Raw genomic sequence first — 17,184 nt, forward strand, 5'->3', positions numbered from 1 at the left:
CTCACACCTCCTTCGGGTTTGCCAGGTAGCCGGTGGTGTCACCCGTCGGACGGCTGTTGGCGTTAGGTTTAATCACAATACTCGGCTTCGTGAAGTGCGCAGACGGCAGCGGCGCGACGGCAGCAAGCTGACCGTGTTTTTTGCGCAGCTCTTCAATCGGGCCAAAGTCCAGCGCGCGCAGCGGGCAGGACTCGACGCAGATGGGCTTTTTGCCGTCCGCCACGCGGCTGTGGCAGCCGTCGCACTTGGTCATATGGCCTTTGGCGGCATTGTACTGCGGGGCGCCGTACGGGCAGGCCATGTGGCAGTAGCGACAGCCGATGCAGACATCCTCGTTCACCACCACAAAACCGTCGTCGCGCTTGTGCATCGCCCCGCTCGGGCAGACCTTGGTGCAGGCCGGATCTTCGCAGTGGTTGCAGGCAATCGACAGGTAATAGGCGAAGACATTCTGATGCCAGACGCCGTTATCCTCCTGCCAGTCGCCGCCCGCGTATTCGTAAATACGCCGGAAGCTGACGTCCGGGGTCAGGTCTTTGTAATCCTTGCAGGCCAGCTCGCAGGTTTTGCACCCGGTGCAGCGGCTGGAATCAATAAAAAATCCATACTGGGTTGTCATCGGTTAATCCTTACGCCTTTTCAACCTGAACGAGGTTTGTGTGGGATGGGTTGCCCTTCGCCAGCGGCGACGGACGCTGCGTAGTGAGAACGTTGATGCAGCCCGCCTGATCGATACGGTTCGCATCCGGGTTATACCAGGCCCCTTCTCCCAGCGCGACAACGCCAGGCATCATACGCGGAGTCACTTTAGCTTCGATATGCACTTCACCACGCCCGTTGAAGATACGTACGCGATCGCCATTACTGATGCCGCGCGCTTTCGCATCCATCGGGTTGATCCACATCTCCTGTCGGCAGGCCGCTTTCAGTACGTCAACGTTGCCGTAGGTGGAGTGGACACGCGCTTTGTAGTGGAAACCGGTCAACTGAAGCGGGAATTTCTCCGTCAGCGGATCGTTGTAGTTTTCGAAGCCTGGCGTATAAATCGGCAGCGGATCGATAACGTCCCCTTCCGGCAATTCCCACGTTGCGGCAATTTTTGCCAGCTCTTCGGAGTAGATCTCGATTTTGCCCGACGGCGTAGTCAGCGGATTGGCCTGCGGATCGTCGCGGAAGGCTTTATACGCCACGTGATGCCCTTCCGGATCGCGCTGCTTGTACATGCCCTGCTTGCGGAAGGTATCGAAGTCCGGCAGGTCAGGAATGGCTTTGCGGGAAAGCTCGTGCAGATGGCGCATCCAACCTTCCTGAGTACGTCCTTCAGTGAACTGCTGCTCAACGCCAAGACGTTTCGCCAGCTCAGAAGTCATCTCGTAGATGGTTTTGCACTCGAAGCGCGGTTTGATGGCCTGGTCAGTGAAGATCACATAGGACATGTTGCCGCAGGAGGCGTCCAGCGCGAAATCCATCTGCTCAGACGCGGTGCAGTCCGGGAGCAGAATATCGGCATACTTCGCCGATGAGGTCATGTGGCAGTCGATCACCACAATCATTTCGCACTTCTTGTCGTCCTGCAAAATTTCATGGGTGCGGTTGATTTCAGAGTGCTGGTTGATCAGGCAGTTACCGGCATAGTTCCAGATCATTTTGATCGGCACGTCCAGCTTATCTTTGCCGCGAACACCGTCGCGCAGCGCGGTCATTTCCGGGCCGCGCTCGATCGCGTCCGTCCACATAAACATGGAGATGCTGGTCTGAACTGGGTTATCCAGCGTTGGCATACGTTCAAACGGGACTTCATACGAGCCTTCACGCGCCCCGCTATTACCGCCGTGAATGCCGACGTTGCCAGTCAGAATCGAGAGCATAGAAATAGCGCGGGTGGCAATTTCGCCGTTCGCGTGACGCTGCGGCCCCCAGCCCTGGCTGATATAGGCCGGTTTCGTTGAACCAATTTCACGGGCCAGCTGAACAATACGTTCGACTGGGATGCCGGTGATGGTGGATGCCCACTCAGGGGTTTTCGCTACCCCATCGCTGCCCTGACCAAGAATGTACGCTTTGTAATGCCCGTTAGCCGGTGCGCTGGCTGGCAGGGTCTTCTCGTCATAACCCACGCAGTATTTATCAAGGAACGGCTGATCGACGAGGTTTTCAGTGATCATCACATACGCCAGCGCATTGACCAGCGCCGCATCGGTACCAGGCCGAATAGGGATCCACTCATCTTCACGTCCCGCACCGGTATCGGTATAGCGCGGATCGACGATGATCATACGTGCGTTGGATTTGGCGCGCGCCTGCTCAAGATAATAGGTTACCCCACCACCGCTCATGCGCGTTTCGCCTGGGTTGTTACCGAACAACACAACCAGTTTACTGTTTTCGATATCCGACGGGCTGTTACCGTCTGCCCAGCCGCCGTAGGTGTAGTTCAGCCCCGCAGCAATCTGTGCGGAAGAGTAGTCACCGTAATGATTGAGATAGCCGCCGCAGCAGTTCATCAGGCGCGCCACCAGCGTTTTACCCGGCGGCCAGGAGCGGGTCATGGTACCGCCCAGCGTCCCGGTGCCATAGTTGAGGTAGATGGATTCGTTGCCGTACTCTTTGATCAGGCGCTGCATGTTGGTCGCGATAATATCGTAGGCTTCGTCCCAGCTAATGCGCTCGAACTTCCCTTCCCCACGCTTACCGACGCGCTTCATTGGGTATTTCAGACGATCCGGATTATAAACGCGACGGCGCATTGAACGGCCACGCAGACAGGCACGAACCTGATGTAACCCTTCGTAGTTATCATCGCCGGTATTGTCGGTTTCGACATATTTGATTTCACCGTCCACAACATGCATACGCAGGGGACAACGACTACCACAGTTAACGGTACAGGCACTCCACACCACTTTTTCCGGGGCTGAAGCGGGAGACAGAGCCTCCGCAGCCGACGCCAGACGGGTAAAAGGGAGCGTAAAGGCGCTGCTGGCCACCGCCAGGCCACCTATTGCCGTGGTTTTCATCAACCCACGGCGAGTGACCTCGGCAGCCATTAACGCTTCAGGCGCTTTGATTTTCATAAAGACTCACTTTGGTTGCTCACAAAGAAAAGAGAGGCGGCGCAAACCGCTATGTAGTTTTATTTATAACGATTTACAACGTTACTGGTGTTTTATGCTAACTTTCGTTCGGGGAAGTATTACTACTTTAGAGTGAGGAGGTATTGCGTCGTATCAATTCAGAGGGATAAAAAAAGCGCCCGAAGGCGCTTTTGTGCGTGAATGCAAAATCATTAGCCGATGTACTGCTGACCTTTCATGTATGGACGCAGCACTTCTGGGATCTCAATACGTCCATCAGCCTGCTGGTAGTTTTCCAGCACGGCAACCAGCGTACGGCCGACAGCCAGACCAGAACCATTCAGGGTATGAACCAGACGGGTCTTCTTGTCGGACTTGCTGCGGCAACGCGCCTGCATACGGCGAGCCTGGAAATCCCAGACGTTAGAGCAGGAGGAGATTTCACGGTAGGTATTTTGCGCAGGCACCCAGACTTCGAGGTCGAAGGTTTTGCAGGCGCCGAAGCCCATGTCACCGGTGCACAGCGCCATACGGCGATATGGCAGCCCCAGCAGTTCCAGCACTTTCTCTGCGTGACCCGTCATCTCTTCCAGCGCGTCCATAGACTCTTCCGGACGAACGATCTGCACCATCTCAACTTTATCGAACTGGTGCATACGGATCAGACCGCGCGTATCGCGACCGTAAGAACCGGCTTCAGAACGGAAACATGGAGAGTGTGCGGTCAGTTTGATTGGCAGATCGTCTTCGTCGATGATCTCATCACGCACCAGGTTGGTCAGCGGAACTTCCGCGGTTGGGATCAGCGCGTAGTTGCTGCTGTCAGCTTCCTCGTCCAGCGGACGGGTATGGAACAGATCGCCGGCAAATTTCGGCAGCTGACCTGTACCGTACAGCGTATCGTGGTTAACCAGATACGGAACGTAGGTTTCGCTGTAGCCATGCTGCTCGGTGTGCAGATCCAGCATGAACTGCGCCAGCGCGCGGTGCAGATGGGCAATCTGACCTTTCATTACCACAAAGCGAGAACCGGTCAGCTTAACCGCAGCCGCAAAGTCCAGGCCCGCGTGCATTTCGCCCAGCGTCACGTGATCGCGCACCTCGAAGTCAAACTCGCGAGGCGTACCCCAGCGTTTCACTTCAACGTTGTCGTTTTCGTCTTTGCCGACAGGCACGCTGTCGTCAGGAATGTTCGGGATCGCCAGAGCGATATCACGAATTTCAGCCTGAAGAACGTCCAGTTCAGCTTTCGCCTGATCCAGCTCTTCACCCAGTTTGTTCACTTCCAGGCGTAATGGCTCAATATCTTCCCCGCGCGCTTTCGCCTGGCCAATGGATTTCGATCGAGAATTACGCTCTGCTTGCAGATTTTCAGTTTGTACCTGCAAAACTTTACGACGCTCTTCAAGAGCGCGCAGCTTATCTACATCCAGCTTAAAGCCCCGGCGTGCCAGTTTTTCAGCGACTGCGTCTGGCTCATTACGCAGCAGATTGGGATCGAGCATGCTTATCCTGTGCTTATCGAATTAAAAGAGGAAAAAGTGACCACAGCCTGCGGCCACAGAGATATATTGCCAACATTACCGCAACGATTGAACTAACGGTAGCGTTTTATAGGGCTATTTTGATCCTGTCCGGCAAGCCAGGCGAGCTTTTCGCCAATCTTACCCTCAAGACCTCTGTTTGTGGGGTGATAATAGCGGGTTTGTGCCATCTCCTGCGGGAAATACTCTTCCCCGGCGGCGTAGGCATTGGGTTCATCATGGGCGTAGCGATACTCCTGCCCATACCCCATCTCTTTCATCAATTTGGTTGGCGCATTGCGAAGATGTACCGGCACATCGTAGTCCGGGCGCTCACGCGCGTCCGACATCGCCGCTTTGAAGGCGGTATACACCGCGTTACTTTTCGGCGCGCAGGCCAGATAGACAATCGCCTGCGCAATGGCACGCTCGCCTTCCGCGGGCCCGACGCGGGTAAAGCAGTCCCAGGCGGAAATAGCGACCTGCATGGCGCGTGGATCGGCATTTCCGACATCTTCCGACGCAATGGCCAGGCAGCGACGCGCGACATATAACGGATCGCCACCGGCGGTAATGATACGCGCGTACCAGTAGAGCGCCGCATCCGGCGCGCTACCGCGCACGGACTTATGTAATGCCGAGATCAGGTCGTAAAAACGATCGCCTTTATTATCGAAGCGTGCGCTGCGTTCACCGGCTATTTCGGTGAGCAATTCAGGTTTCAGTACGCGCTTGCCCGCATCGTCCACTTCAGCCATATCGGCCATCATTTCCAGCGTATTCAGTGCCCGACGCGCATCGCCGTTGACCAGTTCAGCGATCGCACGACGCGTGTCGTCCGGCAGAACGATATCCTGTCCGCCGTAACCCCGCGCGTTGTCCTCCATCGCCTGAGTCAGAACCTTTTCGATATCTTCCGTGGTCAGCGACTTAAGAAGATAGACGCGCGCACGAGAAAGGAGCGCAGAGTTCAGCTCAAACGACGGGTTTTCCGTGGTTGCGCCGATGAAGAAAATCGTGCCGTCTTCAATGTGCGGCAGAAACGCATCCTGTTGGCTCTTGTTGAAGCGGTGGACTTCATCGACAAACAGAATGGTGCGACGTCCGGCATTGCGGTTTTGCCGTGCGCGCTCGATCGCCTCGCGGATCTCTTTCACCCCCGACGTCACCGCCGAGATGCGCTCAACGTCCGCGTTAGCATAGCGGGCGATCACTTCAGCGAGGGTAGTTTTACCGGTTCCGGGTGGCCCCCAGAGGATCATGGAGTGCAGATGCCCGGCCTCTATGGCGCGCGGCAAGGGTTTCCCCGCAGCCAGCAGGTGTTGCTGGCCGATGTACTGCGCTAAATTTTCTGGCCGCATACGGGCGGCCAGAGGTTGAAACGCATTATCTGAAAAATCGAGCGACAGGTTGCTCACTCATGCCTCTTACTTATTACGTTGGTCGTCCACCGTTACGCCCTGCGGCGGGGTAAAGGTGAATTTCGAAGCATCTACAGCGCCGTTTTGCTGAGACTTAAGCTGATAGCTACTGCGCTGATCGTCCTGCTCAACCGCACCAAACTGATTGATGGTACCGTTGCTGCTCACGTTAATGGTGAACTGCTTCAGGTTACCGTTGCTGCCTTTTGGCGTCAGGACGAACTCATCACCGTTTTGTTTAATGTTGTACTGCTGCCAGTCGCTGGACTGGTTACGGGCAATGAGCATAAACGGCGTATTACTGGTCGCGTCTTTCAGCCAGGTGGCGGTCGCCTGCTCAACAAACGGGTTGTAGAACCATAAGGTTTTACCGTCGGACACCAGAACGCTTTCATCCGGCTGGGTCATGTGCCAGTTGAAGAGATTCGGGCGTTTCACCCACAAATCCCCCTGACCTTCCTGCACCGCGTTGCCGCTGCCGTCAGTCACTTTTTGCGTGAAGCTGGCGTGGAAGCTGCTCACTTTATCCAGTCGGCTTTTAAGGTCGCTGGCTGCATCAGCCCAGACGCTGCTGGCAACAAAACTGGAGAGTAATGCACAGGCGATGGCGATTTTTTTCATTGTTATTCCTTAAAATACGTCTTCCCGATATGGGGGTTCCGTTTCTATTCTGAACCTGCCCGAAGGCAGGCGACAGAAGAATATGCTTAATTTTTGCTGATTTACCCTTCTTTGCAATCGCTGAAGGTTAATCAAACGGCGGTGGCGCCAGCACCTCACGGTTACCGTTATGCCCCTGTTCGCTCACGATGCCCTGGGCTTCCATCTGCTCGATGATACGTGCCGCGCGGTTGTAGCCGATACGGAACTGGCGCTGGACGCCGGAGATGGATGCTTTACGTTTTTCGGTAACGAAATTAACCGCCTGGTCAAATAACGGATCCAGCTCTTCGCCGCCGTCAAAACCACCGCCGCCGCCTTCACTTTCACTGTCGGAGGTGATGCCGTCGACGTATTGCGGCCGCCCGCGCGCTTTCCAGTCCTGCACCACCGCGTGCACTTCCTGGTCGCGAACAAACGCACCGTGGACACGCACCGGCGAGGTGGAGTTCGGGCCGGAATAGAGCATATCACCCATTCCCAGCAGCGACTCTGCACCGCCCTGGTCAAGGATAGTACGCGAGTCAATTTTACTCGACACGGTAAACGCGATACGGGTCGGGATGTTTGCCTTAATAAGACCGGTGATAACGTCTACGGACGGACGCTGCGTTGCCAGTACCAGATGGATGCCCGCCGCACGCGCTTTCTGCGCCAGACGCGCAATCAGCTCTTCCACCTTCTTGCCAACGGTCATCATCAGGTCGGCGAATTCATCTACCAGCACCACGATGTAAGGCAGTTTTTCCAGCACCGGATGCTGGGCATCCATGCTGTCACCCGGCTTCCAGTATGGGTCCGGAATCGGACGGCCCATACGCGCCGCCTCGGCGATTTTCTCGTTATAACCGGCCAGGTTACGCACGCCCAGCGCCGACATCAGCTTATAGCGACGCTCCATTTCATTGACGCTCCAGCGCAATGCGTTGGCGGCGTCCTTCATGTCGGTCACTACTTCCGTTAACAGGTGCGGAATGCCTTCGTAGACGGACAGTTCAAGCATTTTCGGGTCGATCATGATGAAACGCACATCTTCAGGCTGCGCTTTGTAGAGCATACTGAGGATCATGGCGTTCACCCCTACCGATTTACCGGAGCCGGTGGTACCTGCAACCAGCAGGTGCGGCATCTTCGCGAGATCGGCAACCACCGGATCGCCAGCAATATCTTTACCCAGCACCACGGTCAGCGGGGACGGGTTGTCGCGGAATTTGGTGTTATCCAGAACTTCACGCAGATAAACGGTCTGGCGTTTCTTGTTTGGCAGCTCAAGGCCAACGTAAGGCTTGCCTGGGATCACTTCCACCACGCGTACCGCCACGGTCGACAGAGAGCGCGCCAGGTCACGGGAGAGGTTAGAAATACGCGCGGCTTTTACGCCTGGCGCCAGGTTCAGTTCGAAACGGGTGATCACCGGGCCAGGTGAGTAGTTCACCACGTCCGCTTTAATACGGAAGTCAGCCAGACGCGCTTCCACCAGACGGGCCATCTGCTCAAGGGCAAAAGTATCCACCGGCTCGACTTCCGCTGGCGGCGGCGTTAACAGATCCAGCGACGGCAGCGGCGTACTTGGTCGTTGCAGCGGACGGCTGTCTCCGTTACGCATCAGCAGCGGGTGAATCAGGCTTTCCTGCGGCTGTGGTGCTGGCTGCTGGAACTGCGGCTGCGGCGGTTGGGCCGGTGGTGTATGCGGCTGCGTATAAGCCTGTGGCGCTGGCTGTTGTGGCTGCGCATTAACCTGTGGCGCTGGCGCCTGACGCACTGGCTCCGCTTCCGGCATCACGCTCGGCGTGAACAGCGGTTCGCTCGGACCGTCATCCACCAGATCTTTCATCGGTGAAAATTCAAAATCCGAGAGCGAGAACGGGTTTGCCCCCGAAGGCTGCTCACCGGAATAACGTTGCTGTTGCGTGGCCGCAAACTGACGCGCTAATTCCGCTTCGGCAGCATCATCTTCATCCTGCTGAGAATGAACATCGTGTTGGTACTCATTCCCGTAGCGCTGAGTCTGCTGGGCGGCAAACTGACGCGCCAGCTCATCCTGATGCAGTTCGTCGGCATCATCTTCGTAGTCGGACTCACGGGCTTTCTCTTCCGCCATACGCTGGGAAGGCAGCTTAATGCCATAAGAGGCCAGCTCCCGGCGCGTCGGTACGCGCACGCGATTAGGGCGCGGCAATTGTGGACCAATACCCTCTTTTACCTGAGGACGCGGCGCACCATCGGTTGCCGGGCTGAATAGTGGAGCGGACGCGGCAGCGGCTGTCGTTGCCTGCTTCACGGCTTCCGCTCCCGACGCAACGGCTGGCGCTGGGTCTACAGGTGCAACGCTCGCAGAAGGCGCTTTTACGACAGGCTCCTGCACCGGGTCAGGCACGGGCTGATACCAGGCGGCAAGCTGCTCGCGCTCACGGGCACGGCGCTCTTCCACTTCTTCAAAATAGTACAATGGCGGACGGGATGGCTTCGCTTCCTCCACCACTTCGGGTTCAGACACCGGCGCAACGTATGGCTGTTCAGGTACAGCGGGTTCGGGCGTATAAGCCTGATACGGCTGTTGCGGCTCGCTGACAGGCTCAGGCGGCTGATACGGTTGCTGCCACTGTTCCTGCTGAACAGGAATATAGCTTTCAGGCTCCGGCGCAATGGACGGTTCAGGCGTATGGACGCCTGGCGCAGTCTGCCAGTCTACCTGCGGTTGCTGGATCGCGGACTCCGGTGCCGGAACAGGCGAGGACGGCATCACAGCTTCAACAGGCGCAACATGGGCCTGCGCAGCCGTCGTTGCGGCAGCAGCAGCGGCTACCGGTTCAGTCACGGAATGACCATGCAACAGCGGATCGTATTCGTCATACTCACCCGGCGTAGCTCGATGACCAGAGAACAACACATCATCAGGATCGACGGCCTCGCCGCGATACTCAATCTGCTCCTCTTCATCCATACGTTTGCCGGAGAAAAGCGCGGCATCCGTTTTACGGCCTAACGGGTTAGCGAATTTTTCAGCAACGCGCTGGCGGCGTGCCAGAGCACCGCGCAGAATACGGGCACGGCGGGATTCACGACGCTGCACAGGTGCCTCGTCTTCCTCTTCGTACTCATCTTCATATTCGTCTTCATCGACCCACGTATCGTCACGACGGGTGCGATTGCTGGCAAACGTCAGCAGAGTCAGAATAAAACTGCCGATTTTTTCGGCAATACTCACCCAGGACCAGCCGGTAAACAGCGTCAGCCCTGCCGCCCAGATGCAGAGCAGCGCCAGCGTGCCGCCGCTGCTGTGAAGCATCGGTTGCAGCGCGGAGCTCAACAGGCTGCCAATCACCCCGCCGGAGGCGAAGTACCAGATGTCATCGGCATTGATCGCCGCCAGTCCGCAGGAGGTGAGGATCAGCGCCAGGGCGCCAATCAGGCGCAGCGAAACGGCAAAATAATCGATGTAGTCGTCGTTCTGTCGATGACGCCAGGCAAACCAGCATCCGCCAATAATGATGACGGGAAGGGTATAGGCCATCACACCGAAAATGAAGAAAAGCGTGTCCGCAAGCCAGGCGCCGGGAACGCCACCTAAATTATGGATAGGCTCATGCCATGCGGTTTGCGACCAGCTGGGATCTGAGGGGTTGAAACTGAGTAAGGCAGCCATCAGCCAGACGGCAAAAAGGGCAATAACAATCAGTAACGCCTCAAGGAGACGACGTCCGCTGCTTAGCTTAGATAATGTGACTTCTTTGTCTTCAGTGTATTCCTGGCTCAAGAAAGGCTCTCCAGGTATCAGGCATGTCCTGCCTGTGTGCTAAAACGGACAACAGCGCCGGGACTCCCCGGCACTGTTGCTGTATGGATTAACAGGAGTGTAATCAAACTACACTGATTTTGCACCTGTTCCGTGTTAGCGCGTCTTAATAACCAGACGATTGCTCTGTTTGACCTCTTCCATCACCACATAAGTACGGGTGTCGTTCACGCCTGGCAGACGCAGCAGGGTTTCACCCAGCAGCTTACGGTAGGCGGACATATCAGGCACACGGGTTTTCAACAGGTAGTCAAAATCACCGGAAACCAGATGACACTCTTGAATTTCTTCAAGTTTTTGTACAGCGGCGTTAAATTGCTCAAACACATCTGGTGCACCACGATTCAGAGTAATCTCAACAAATACCAGAAGTGAGGCATCCAGATAATGCGGGTTCAGCAGAGCCGTATAGCCCTGAATAAAACCCTGTCTTTCCAGTCGACGCACACGCTCAAGGCACGGCGTCGGGGAAAGTCCCACACGTTTTGAAAGCTCGACGTTGGAAATACGCCCATCCTTTTGCAATTCATTAAGAATGTTACGATCGATACGGTCGAGATCTTTGCCAGGGCGCTTCTTGCTATCTACCATTATTATTGTCTCTCTGTATTCCTTCCCTACTCCTGCCTGGACCCTGTGCACATCACTGTTCAGAGCCTGTACCCGTTATTCATCACATCGCCTGGTTATGTATTAGACGCGATGTGGATTCGGGTTCTGCGGTAAGAAGACCGTTGCCCGAAAGCAGTCACAGACATCACGTATGGCGTCTGTCCACACCATGCGTAGATTTCACTGACCCGGTAAAAATGGCATTTCCGTGCATGTCTATGCGGCATGCAGTTCGTGCGTCTTTTTTTCTTCCTTGAATGTTTTCGCAAAAGCGCAGGGGATTGTCAAAGCAAAACATCGATTTTTAGTACAAGATGCCGGATATTCATTACGGAGGGGTATTAATCCTCATTTTATTGCCTTATAAACGCGCGGTTTTCAGTAGCAGACGTGATGTGACCGCCTCTGACCCATAGGGCGCGTCTATTGCATATATCGGAAGCAAAACTGCCGTGCTCTTTTTTTACGGCAACAAATTCCCTACAATCCAGCCCATTGCCTGCCAACAACAATGGGGATCTCATGGGCACGACCAAACACAGTAAGCTGCTAATCCTTGGTTCTGGACCTGCGGGATATACCGCAGCGGTCTATGCTGCACGCGCTAACCTGCAACCGGTACTGATCACCGGGATGGAAAAAGGCGGTCAGCTGACCACCACCACGGAAGTGGAAAACTGGCCGGGCGACCCGAACGACCTGACCGGGCCACTGCTGATGGAGCGCATGCACGAGCATGCCGCCAAATTCGAAACCGAAATCCTGTTCGACCACATCAATAAAGTCGATTTGCAGAACCGTCCGTTCCGCCTGACGGGTGACAGCGGCGAATACACCTGCGATGCGCTGATCATCGCCACCGGCGCCTCTGCCCGCTATCTCGGTCTGCCGTCTGAAGAAGCGTTCAAAGGCCGCGGCGTCTCAGCCTGCGCGACCTGCGACGGTTTCTTCTATCGCAATCAGAAAGTTGCGGTGATCGGCGGCGGCAACACCGCTGTGGAAGAAGCGCTGTATCTGGCAAACATTGCCTCAGAAGTACACCTGATCCACCGTCGCGACACCTTCCGCGCGGAGAAGATCCTGATCAAACGCCTGATGGACAAAGTGGCGAGCGGCAATATTGTGCTGCATACCAACCGTACGCTGGAAGAAGTGACTGGCGATCAGATGGGCGTGGCGGGACTGCGTATCCGTGATACCCAGAACACCGATAACGTCGAATCGCTGGAAGTGGCAGGTCTGTTTGTGGCCATCGGCCACAGCCCGAACACGGCTATCTTCGAAGGTCAGCTGGAGCTTGAGAACGGCTACATCAAAGTGCAGTCTGGCATTCACGGCAACGCCACCCAGACCAGCGTTCCGGGTGTCTTCGCAGCCGGCGACGTAATGGACCATATTTATCGTCAGGCGATCACCTCTGCGGGCACCGGCTGTATGGCCGCGCTGGACGCAGAACGCTATCTGGACGGACTGGCTGAACAAGGTAAATAATCTTTACAAGTCAGTAACAAACGTAAATAAAGGCGGCCACTGGTCGCCTTTATTTTTGCTCGCGTGTAACATGCAGAGGTCTAATTTCTTATAACGTCACCTGCAAAGTACGCAATGGAAAAAACCCGTCAACAAGAGTTAACCCGCTGGCTGAAACAGCAAAGCGTTCTGTCCCGCCGCTGGCTTATGATTTCCCGCGTTCTGGGATTTATCAGCGGTCTGTTGATTGTTGCCCAGGCATGGCTGCTGGCCCGCATTCTCAACCATATGATCATGGAGAACATCCCGCGCGAAGCGCTGCTGTTGCCGTTTATCGTTCTGGTGCTGGTTTTCGTTCTGCGTGCGTGGGTGGTCTGGCTGCGAGAGCGGGTTGGGTTCCATGCCGGGCAGCACATCCGCTATGAGATCCGCCGCAAGGTGCTCGACCGGCTTTCGGAAGCCGGGCCTGCGTGGATCCAGGGCAAGCCGGCCGGTAGCTGGGCGACGCTGATCCTTGAGCAAATCGACGATATGCACGATTACTACGCGCGTTATCTTCCGCAGATGGCGCTGGCGGTGTTTGTGCCTCTGATGATTGTTATCGCCATCTTCCCTGTTAACTGGGTGGCGGCGTTGATCCTGCTGGGCACCGCCCCGCTCATCCCGCTGTTTATGGCGATGGTCGGCATGGGCGCGGCAGATGCTAACCGTCGTAACTTTCTGGCGCTGGGTCGGTTGAGCGGTCATTTCCTGGACCGTCTGCGCGGAATGGAAACCCTGCGGATCTTTGGTCGTGGTGAAGCGGAAACCGAAAACATTCGCCTGGCGTCGCAGGATTTTCGTCAGCGCACCATGGAAGTGTTGCGCATGGCCTTCCTCTCTTCTGGCGTGCTCGAATTTTTCACCTCCCTGTCGATTGCGCTGGTGGCGGTTTACTTTGGCTTCTCCTACCTCGGCGCGCTGGACTTTGGCCACTACGGTACGGCGGTCACGCTCTCCGCCGGGTTCCTGGCGCTGATCCTGGCCCCGGAGTTTTTCCAGCCGCTTCGCGATCTCGGCACCTTTTACCATGCCAAAGCGCAGGCGGTGGGTGCTGCCGACAGCCTGAAAACCTTTATGGAAACGCCGCTGGCGCATCCGGAGCGTGGTGAGGTAACGCTGAATACGAACGATCCGGTGACCATTGAAGCACAGGATTTTTCCGTTCTGTCGCCTGAAGGCAAAGTGCTGGCCGGTCCGCTGAACTTTACCCTGCCTGCCGGGCAACGGGTGGTGCTGGTGGGCACCAGCGGCTCAGGTAAAAGCTCACTGTTGAATGCACTGTCAGGTTTTATGGCGTACACCGGATCGCTGCGTATCAACAAAACGGAGCTGCGCGAGCTCGATCCGGATGCCTGGCGTAAACAGCTGAGTTGGGTGGGGCAAAACCCGCAGCTGCCAGCTCCGACGCTGCGCGAGAATGTGCTGCTGGCACGCCCGGATGCGCGTGAAGATGAGCTGCAATCGGTCCTCGACCGCGCCTGGGTCAGCGAGTTTCTGCCGCTGCTTGCGCAGGGTGTCGATACCGTCATTGGCGATCAGTCTGCCGGGCTGTCAGTGGGCCAGGCACAGCGCGTCGCGGTTGCCCGTGCGCTGCTGAATCCCTCTTCGCTAATGCTGCTGGACGAACCCGCCGCCAGCCTGGACGCTCACAGCGAGCAGCGCGTGATGGATGCGCTTAACGCAGCCTCACGCCAGCAAACCACCCTGATGGTGACTCACCAGCTGGAAGGTATTGCCGACTGGGATCAGATCTGGGTGATGGAAAACGGACACATTGTTGAGCAAGGCGATTACGCCGCGCTTGTTGCCGCGCAGGGGCCGTTTGCGACCCTGCTGGCGAACCGTCAGGAGGATATCTGATGCGCGCCCTGCTTCCGTATCTTGCACTGTATAAACGCCACAAATGGATGCTGACGCTCGGGATCGTGCTGGCGATCGTCACGCTGCTCGCCAGCATCGGCCTACTTACGCTTTCCGGCTGGTTCCTCTCCGCGTCTGCGGCCGCAGGCTTTGCCGGGCTGTACAGCTTCAACTACATGCTGCCTGCCGCCGGGGTGCGCGGTACGGCGATTACGCGAACTGCCGGGCGCTACTTCGAGCGTCTGGTCAGCCACGACGCGACCTTCCGCGTGCTGCAACACCTGCGTATTTATACGTTCAGCAAACTGCTGCCCCTCTCCCCTGCCGGGCTGGCACGTTTTCGACAGGGCGAATTACTCAACCGCGTGGTCGCGGATGTGGATACGCTGGATCACCTCTATCTGCGCGTCATTTCACCCATGGTGGGCGCGTTTGTGGTGATTGTCGTGGTCACGCTGGGGTTGAGTTTCCTGGATGTTCCCATCGCACTGACGCTCGGCGGCATCATGCTGATGACGCTGATTATTCTGCCGCCCCTGTTTTATCGTGCAGGTAAAACCACCGGGGAAAACCTGACGCGTCTGCGCGGGGAATATCGCCAGCAGCTCACCGCCTGGTTGCAGGGACAGGCCGAGCTTACCCTTTTTGGCGCCAGCAAGCGCTACCGCGCCCGTATGGAAAATACGGAGCTGAACTGGCATGAAGCCCAGCGTCGCCAGTCTGAACTGACCGCGTTCTCCCAGGCGCTGATGATGTTAATTGGTGGGATTGCCGTCATCGCCATGCTCTGGATGGCCTCCGGTGGCGTGGGCGGTAACGCGCAGCCTGGCCCGCTGATTGCGCTGTTTGTTTTCTGTGCCCTGGCAGCCTTTGAAGCCTTAGCCCCGGTCACGGGCGCTTTTCAGCATCTCGGCCAGGTGATTGCCTCTGCGCTGCGCATCACAGATATTGCCGAGCAGGAGCCGGAAGTGAAGTTCAGCGCGGGTCAAACCGCTGTGCCAGAGCAGGTCGCGCTGACGCTCAGCAATGTCACTTTCGCCTACGACAAGCAGGCGCAAAACGCGCTGGAAGACATCACCCTTTCTGTTGATGCCGGGCAGCGCATTGCGATCCTTGGCCGTACGGGATGTGGGAAATCGACACTTCTGCAACTTCTCACGCGCGCGTGGGACCCACAGCAGGGCGAGATTCGGTTTAACGACGTTCCGCTGTCTGGTTTTAGCGAAGCGGCCTTGCGTAAAACAGTCAGCGTCGTGCCCCAGCGGGTGCATCTGTTCAGCGCTACGCTGCGCGATAATCTTCTTCTGGCGGCACCAGATGCCTCCGACGATACGCTGCGAGCAATGCTGGAGCAGGTTGGGCTGCACAAGCTGCTTGAAGACGACGGCTTGAACAGCTGGCTGGGTGAAGGAGGTCGACAGCTTTCCGGCGGCGAACTGCGTCGTCTGGCCATTGCGCGTGCGCTGCTGCACGATGCGCCGCTGATGCTGCTGGATGAGCCGACAGAAGGACTGGATGCCACGACAGAGAGCCAAATCCTTGATTTACTGGCGAATGTGATGAAAGGTAAAACCGTACTGATGGTCACGCACCGTCTGCGCGGGCTGGTGAATTTCGATCAGATAATTGTGATGGACAACGGACACATAATTGAGCAAGGTAGTCACGCAGAGCTGCTGGCAAAACAGGGTCGCTACTACCAGTTTAAACAGCGCCTGTAGACTATATTTGTAGCGTCCTCTCTCGCGTACTGGAGTTCTGTTGTCATGCGCCTGGTGCAGCTTTCTCGCCATAATATTGCGTTCCCTTCACCGGAGGGGGCGCTGCGTGAACCTAACGGCTTGCTGGCTCTGGGCGGCGATCTCAGTCCGGCACGGCTCTTAATGGCTTACCAGCGCGGCATCTTCCCGTGGTTTTCTCCCGGCGACCCGATCTTATGGTGGTCTCCCGACCCGCGAGCCGTGCTGTGGCCTGGACAGTTTCACCTGAGCCGCAGCATGAAGCGTTTTCATGCAAAATCACCTTTTCGCGTCACGCTCAATCACGCCTTCGGCCAGGTTATCGAAGGCTGCGCTGAAGATCGTCATGAAGGCACCTGGATAACCCGCGATATCATTATCGCCTACCACCAGCTTCATGAGCTGGGCTACGCGCACTCTATTGAAGTATGGAAAGAGGATAACCTCGTCGGCGGAATGTACGGCGTGGCGCAGGGCACGCTGTTCTGCGGCGAGTCGATGTTCTCCCGCGACACGAATGCGTCGAAAACCGCGCTGCTGGTGTTTAGTGAGGAATTTGCCCGACGTGGCGGACGGCTGATGGATTGCCAGGTGTTGAATGAGCACACCGCCTCGCTCGGCGCCGTTGAAATCTCCCGCCGACATTATATCGAACACCTGGAACAGTGCCGAAAAGAGACCCTTCCACGCGATTTTTGGGTTCCCAGAACGCTCTTTATGCCCAATGCCTAAATGTTTTCCGCATATTTTTTATGAGGGTGTTATAATTATGCCGCAGAGTAGCTTCTGCCTGTTGCCCCGCCGCCGTTTGGGACCCTCGCTTCAGATAACGTCCTGACGTTTATCCTGTCGTCTCCCCTTTACGAATGCGCTTTCCGTTCGGTTGTACCGTGACGCTTGGGCAATACGCTGAGACTGTTTTGCTGCGTTTTAAACGCGCAATTCTTTACTTAATTGAGGAATTTCGGCATTATCTTGCCGGTTCAA

General features: G+C 56.5%; 11 protein-coding genes. 4 read left to right on the plus strand and 7 right to left on the minus strand.

From position 1 onward, the window contains the following. Position 1 precedes the first annotated feature (1 nt). The 7 genes from RHN82_RS02140 to lrp form a co-directional block, all read right to left on the minus strand. Positions 2-619 (minus strand): DMSO/selenate family reductase complex B subunit, encoded by a 618-nt coding sequence (locus tag RHN82_RS02140; RefSeq protein WP_022647979.1) that lies wholly within the window; start codon positions 617-619, stop codon positions 2-4. Positions 620-629: 10 nt separating this feature from the next. After that, positions 630-3,074, minus strand: a complete 2,445-nt coding sequence (gene dmsA, locus RHN82_RS02145; RefSeq protein ID WP_022650720.1) for a dimethylsulfoxide reductase subunit A — start codon at positions 3,072-3,074, stop codon at positions 630-632. A 212-nt stretch (positions 3,075-3,286) separates the two neighbouring features. Beyond that, a complete protein-coding gene (gene serS, locus RHN82_RS02150; protein WP_008499983.1) occupies positions 3,287-4,579 on the minus strand; it encodes a serine--tRNA ligase in 1,293 nt (430 codons plus the stop codon). Positions 4,580-4,671: 92 nt separating this feature from the next. Next, positions 4,672-6,015, minus strand: a complete 1,344-nt coding sequence (rarA, locus tag RHN82_RS02155) for a replication-associated recombination protein RarA (protein WP_047052389.1) — start codon at positions 6,013-6,015, stop codon at positions 4,672-4,674. 9 nt (positions 6,016-6,024) lie between these two features. Next, positions 6,025-6,639 (minus strand): outer membrane lipoprotein chaperone LolA, encoded by a 615-nt coding sequence (gene lolA, locus RHN82_RS02160; RefSeq protein WP_003858270.1) that lies wholly within the window; start codon positions 6,637-6,639, stop codon positions 6,025-6,027. 127 nt (positions 6,640-6,766) lie between these two features. Next, positions 6,767-10,435 (minus strand): DNA translocase FtsK 4TM domain-containing protein, encoded by a 3,669-nt coding sequence (locus tag RHN82_RS02165; protein WP_047052387.1) that lies wholly within the window; start codon positions 10,433-10,435, stop codon positions 6,767-6,769. A gap of 135 nt (positions 10,436-10,570) precedes the next feature. After that, a complete protein-coding gene (lrp, locus tag RHN82_RS02170) occupies positions 10,571-11,065 on the minus strand; it encodes a leucine-responsive transcriptional regulator Lrp (protein WP_000228469.1) in 495 nt (164 codons plus the stop codon). 543 nt (positions 11,066-11,608) lie between these two features. Between lrp and trxB the strand changes: the two genes are divergently transcribed. From trxB to aat, 4 genes are all read left to right on the plus strand, one after another. Next, entirely contained in the window at positions 11,609-12,577 is a 969-nt protein-coding gene (gene trxB, locus RHN82_RS02175) for a thioredoxin-disulfide reductase (protein ID WP_047052385.1), read from the plus strand. A gap of 114 nt (positions 12,578-12,691) precedes the next feature. Next, entirely contained in the window at positions 12,692-14,458 is a 1,767-nt protein-coding gene (gene cydD / locus RHN82_RS02180; protein ID WP_047052383.1) for a heme ABC transporter permease/ATP-binding protein CydD, read from the plus strand. Beyond that, positions 14,458-16,179, plus strand: coding sequence for a heme ABC transporter ATP-binding protein/permease CydC (gene cydC / locus RHN82_RS02185; protein ID WP_003858307.1), 1,722 nt, complete (start codon positions 14,458-14,460; stop codon positions 16,177-16,179). The genes cydD and cydC overlap by 1 nt, the downstream gene beginning before the upstream one ends. 45 nt (positions 16,180-16,224) lie before the next feature. Beyond that, complete coding sequence (aat, locus tag RHN82_RS02190; protein ID WP_047052381.1) at positions 16,225-16,929, plus strand: leucyl/phenylalanyl-tRNA--protein transferase; 705 nt, start codon at positions 16,225-16,227, stop codon at positions 16,927-16,929. Positions 16,930-17,184: the final 255 nt, after the last annotated feature.

The sequence above is a fragment of the Enterobacter cloacae complex sp. EB5 genome (genome assembly GCF_031432835.1).
Classification (GTDB): Bacteria; Pseudomonadota; Gammaproteobacteria; order Enterobacterales; family Enterobacteriaceae; genus Enterobacter; species Enterobacter hormaechei_C.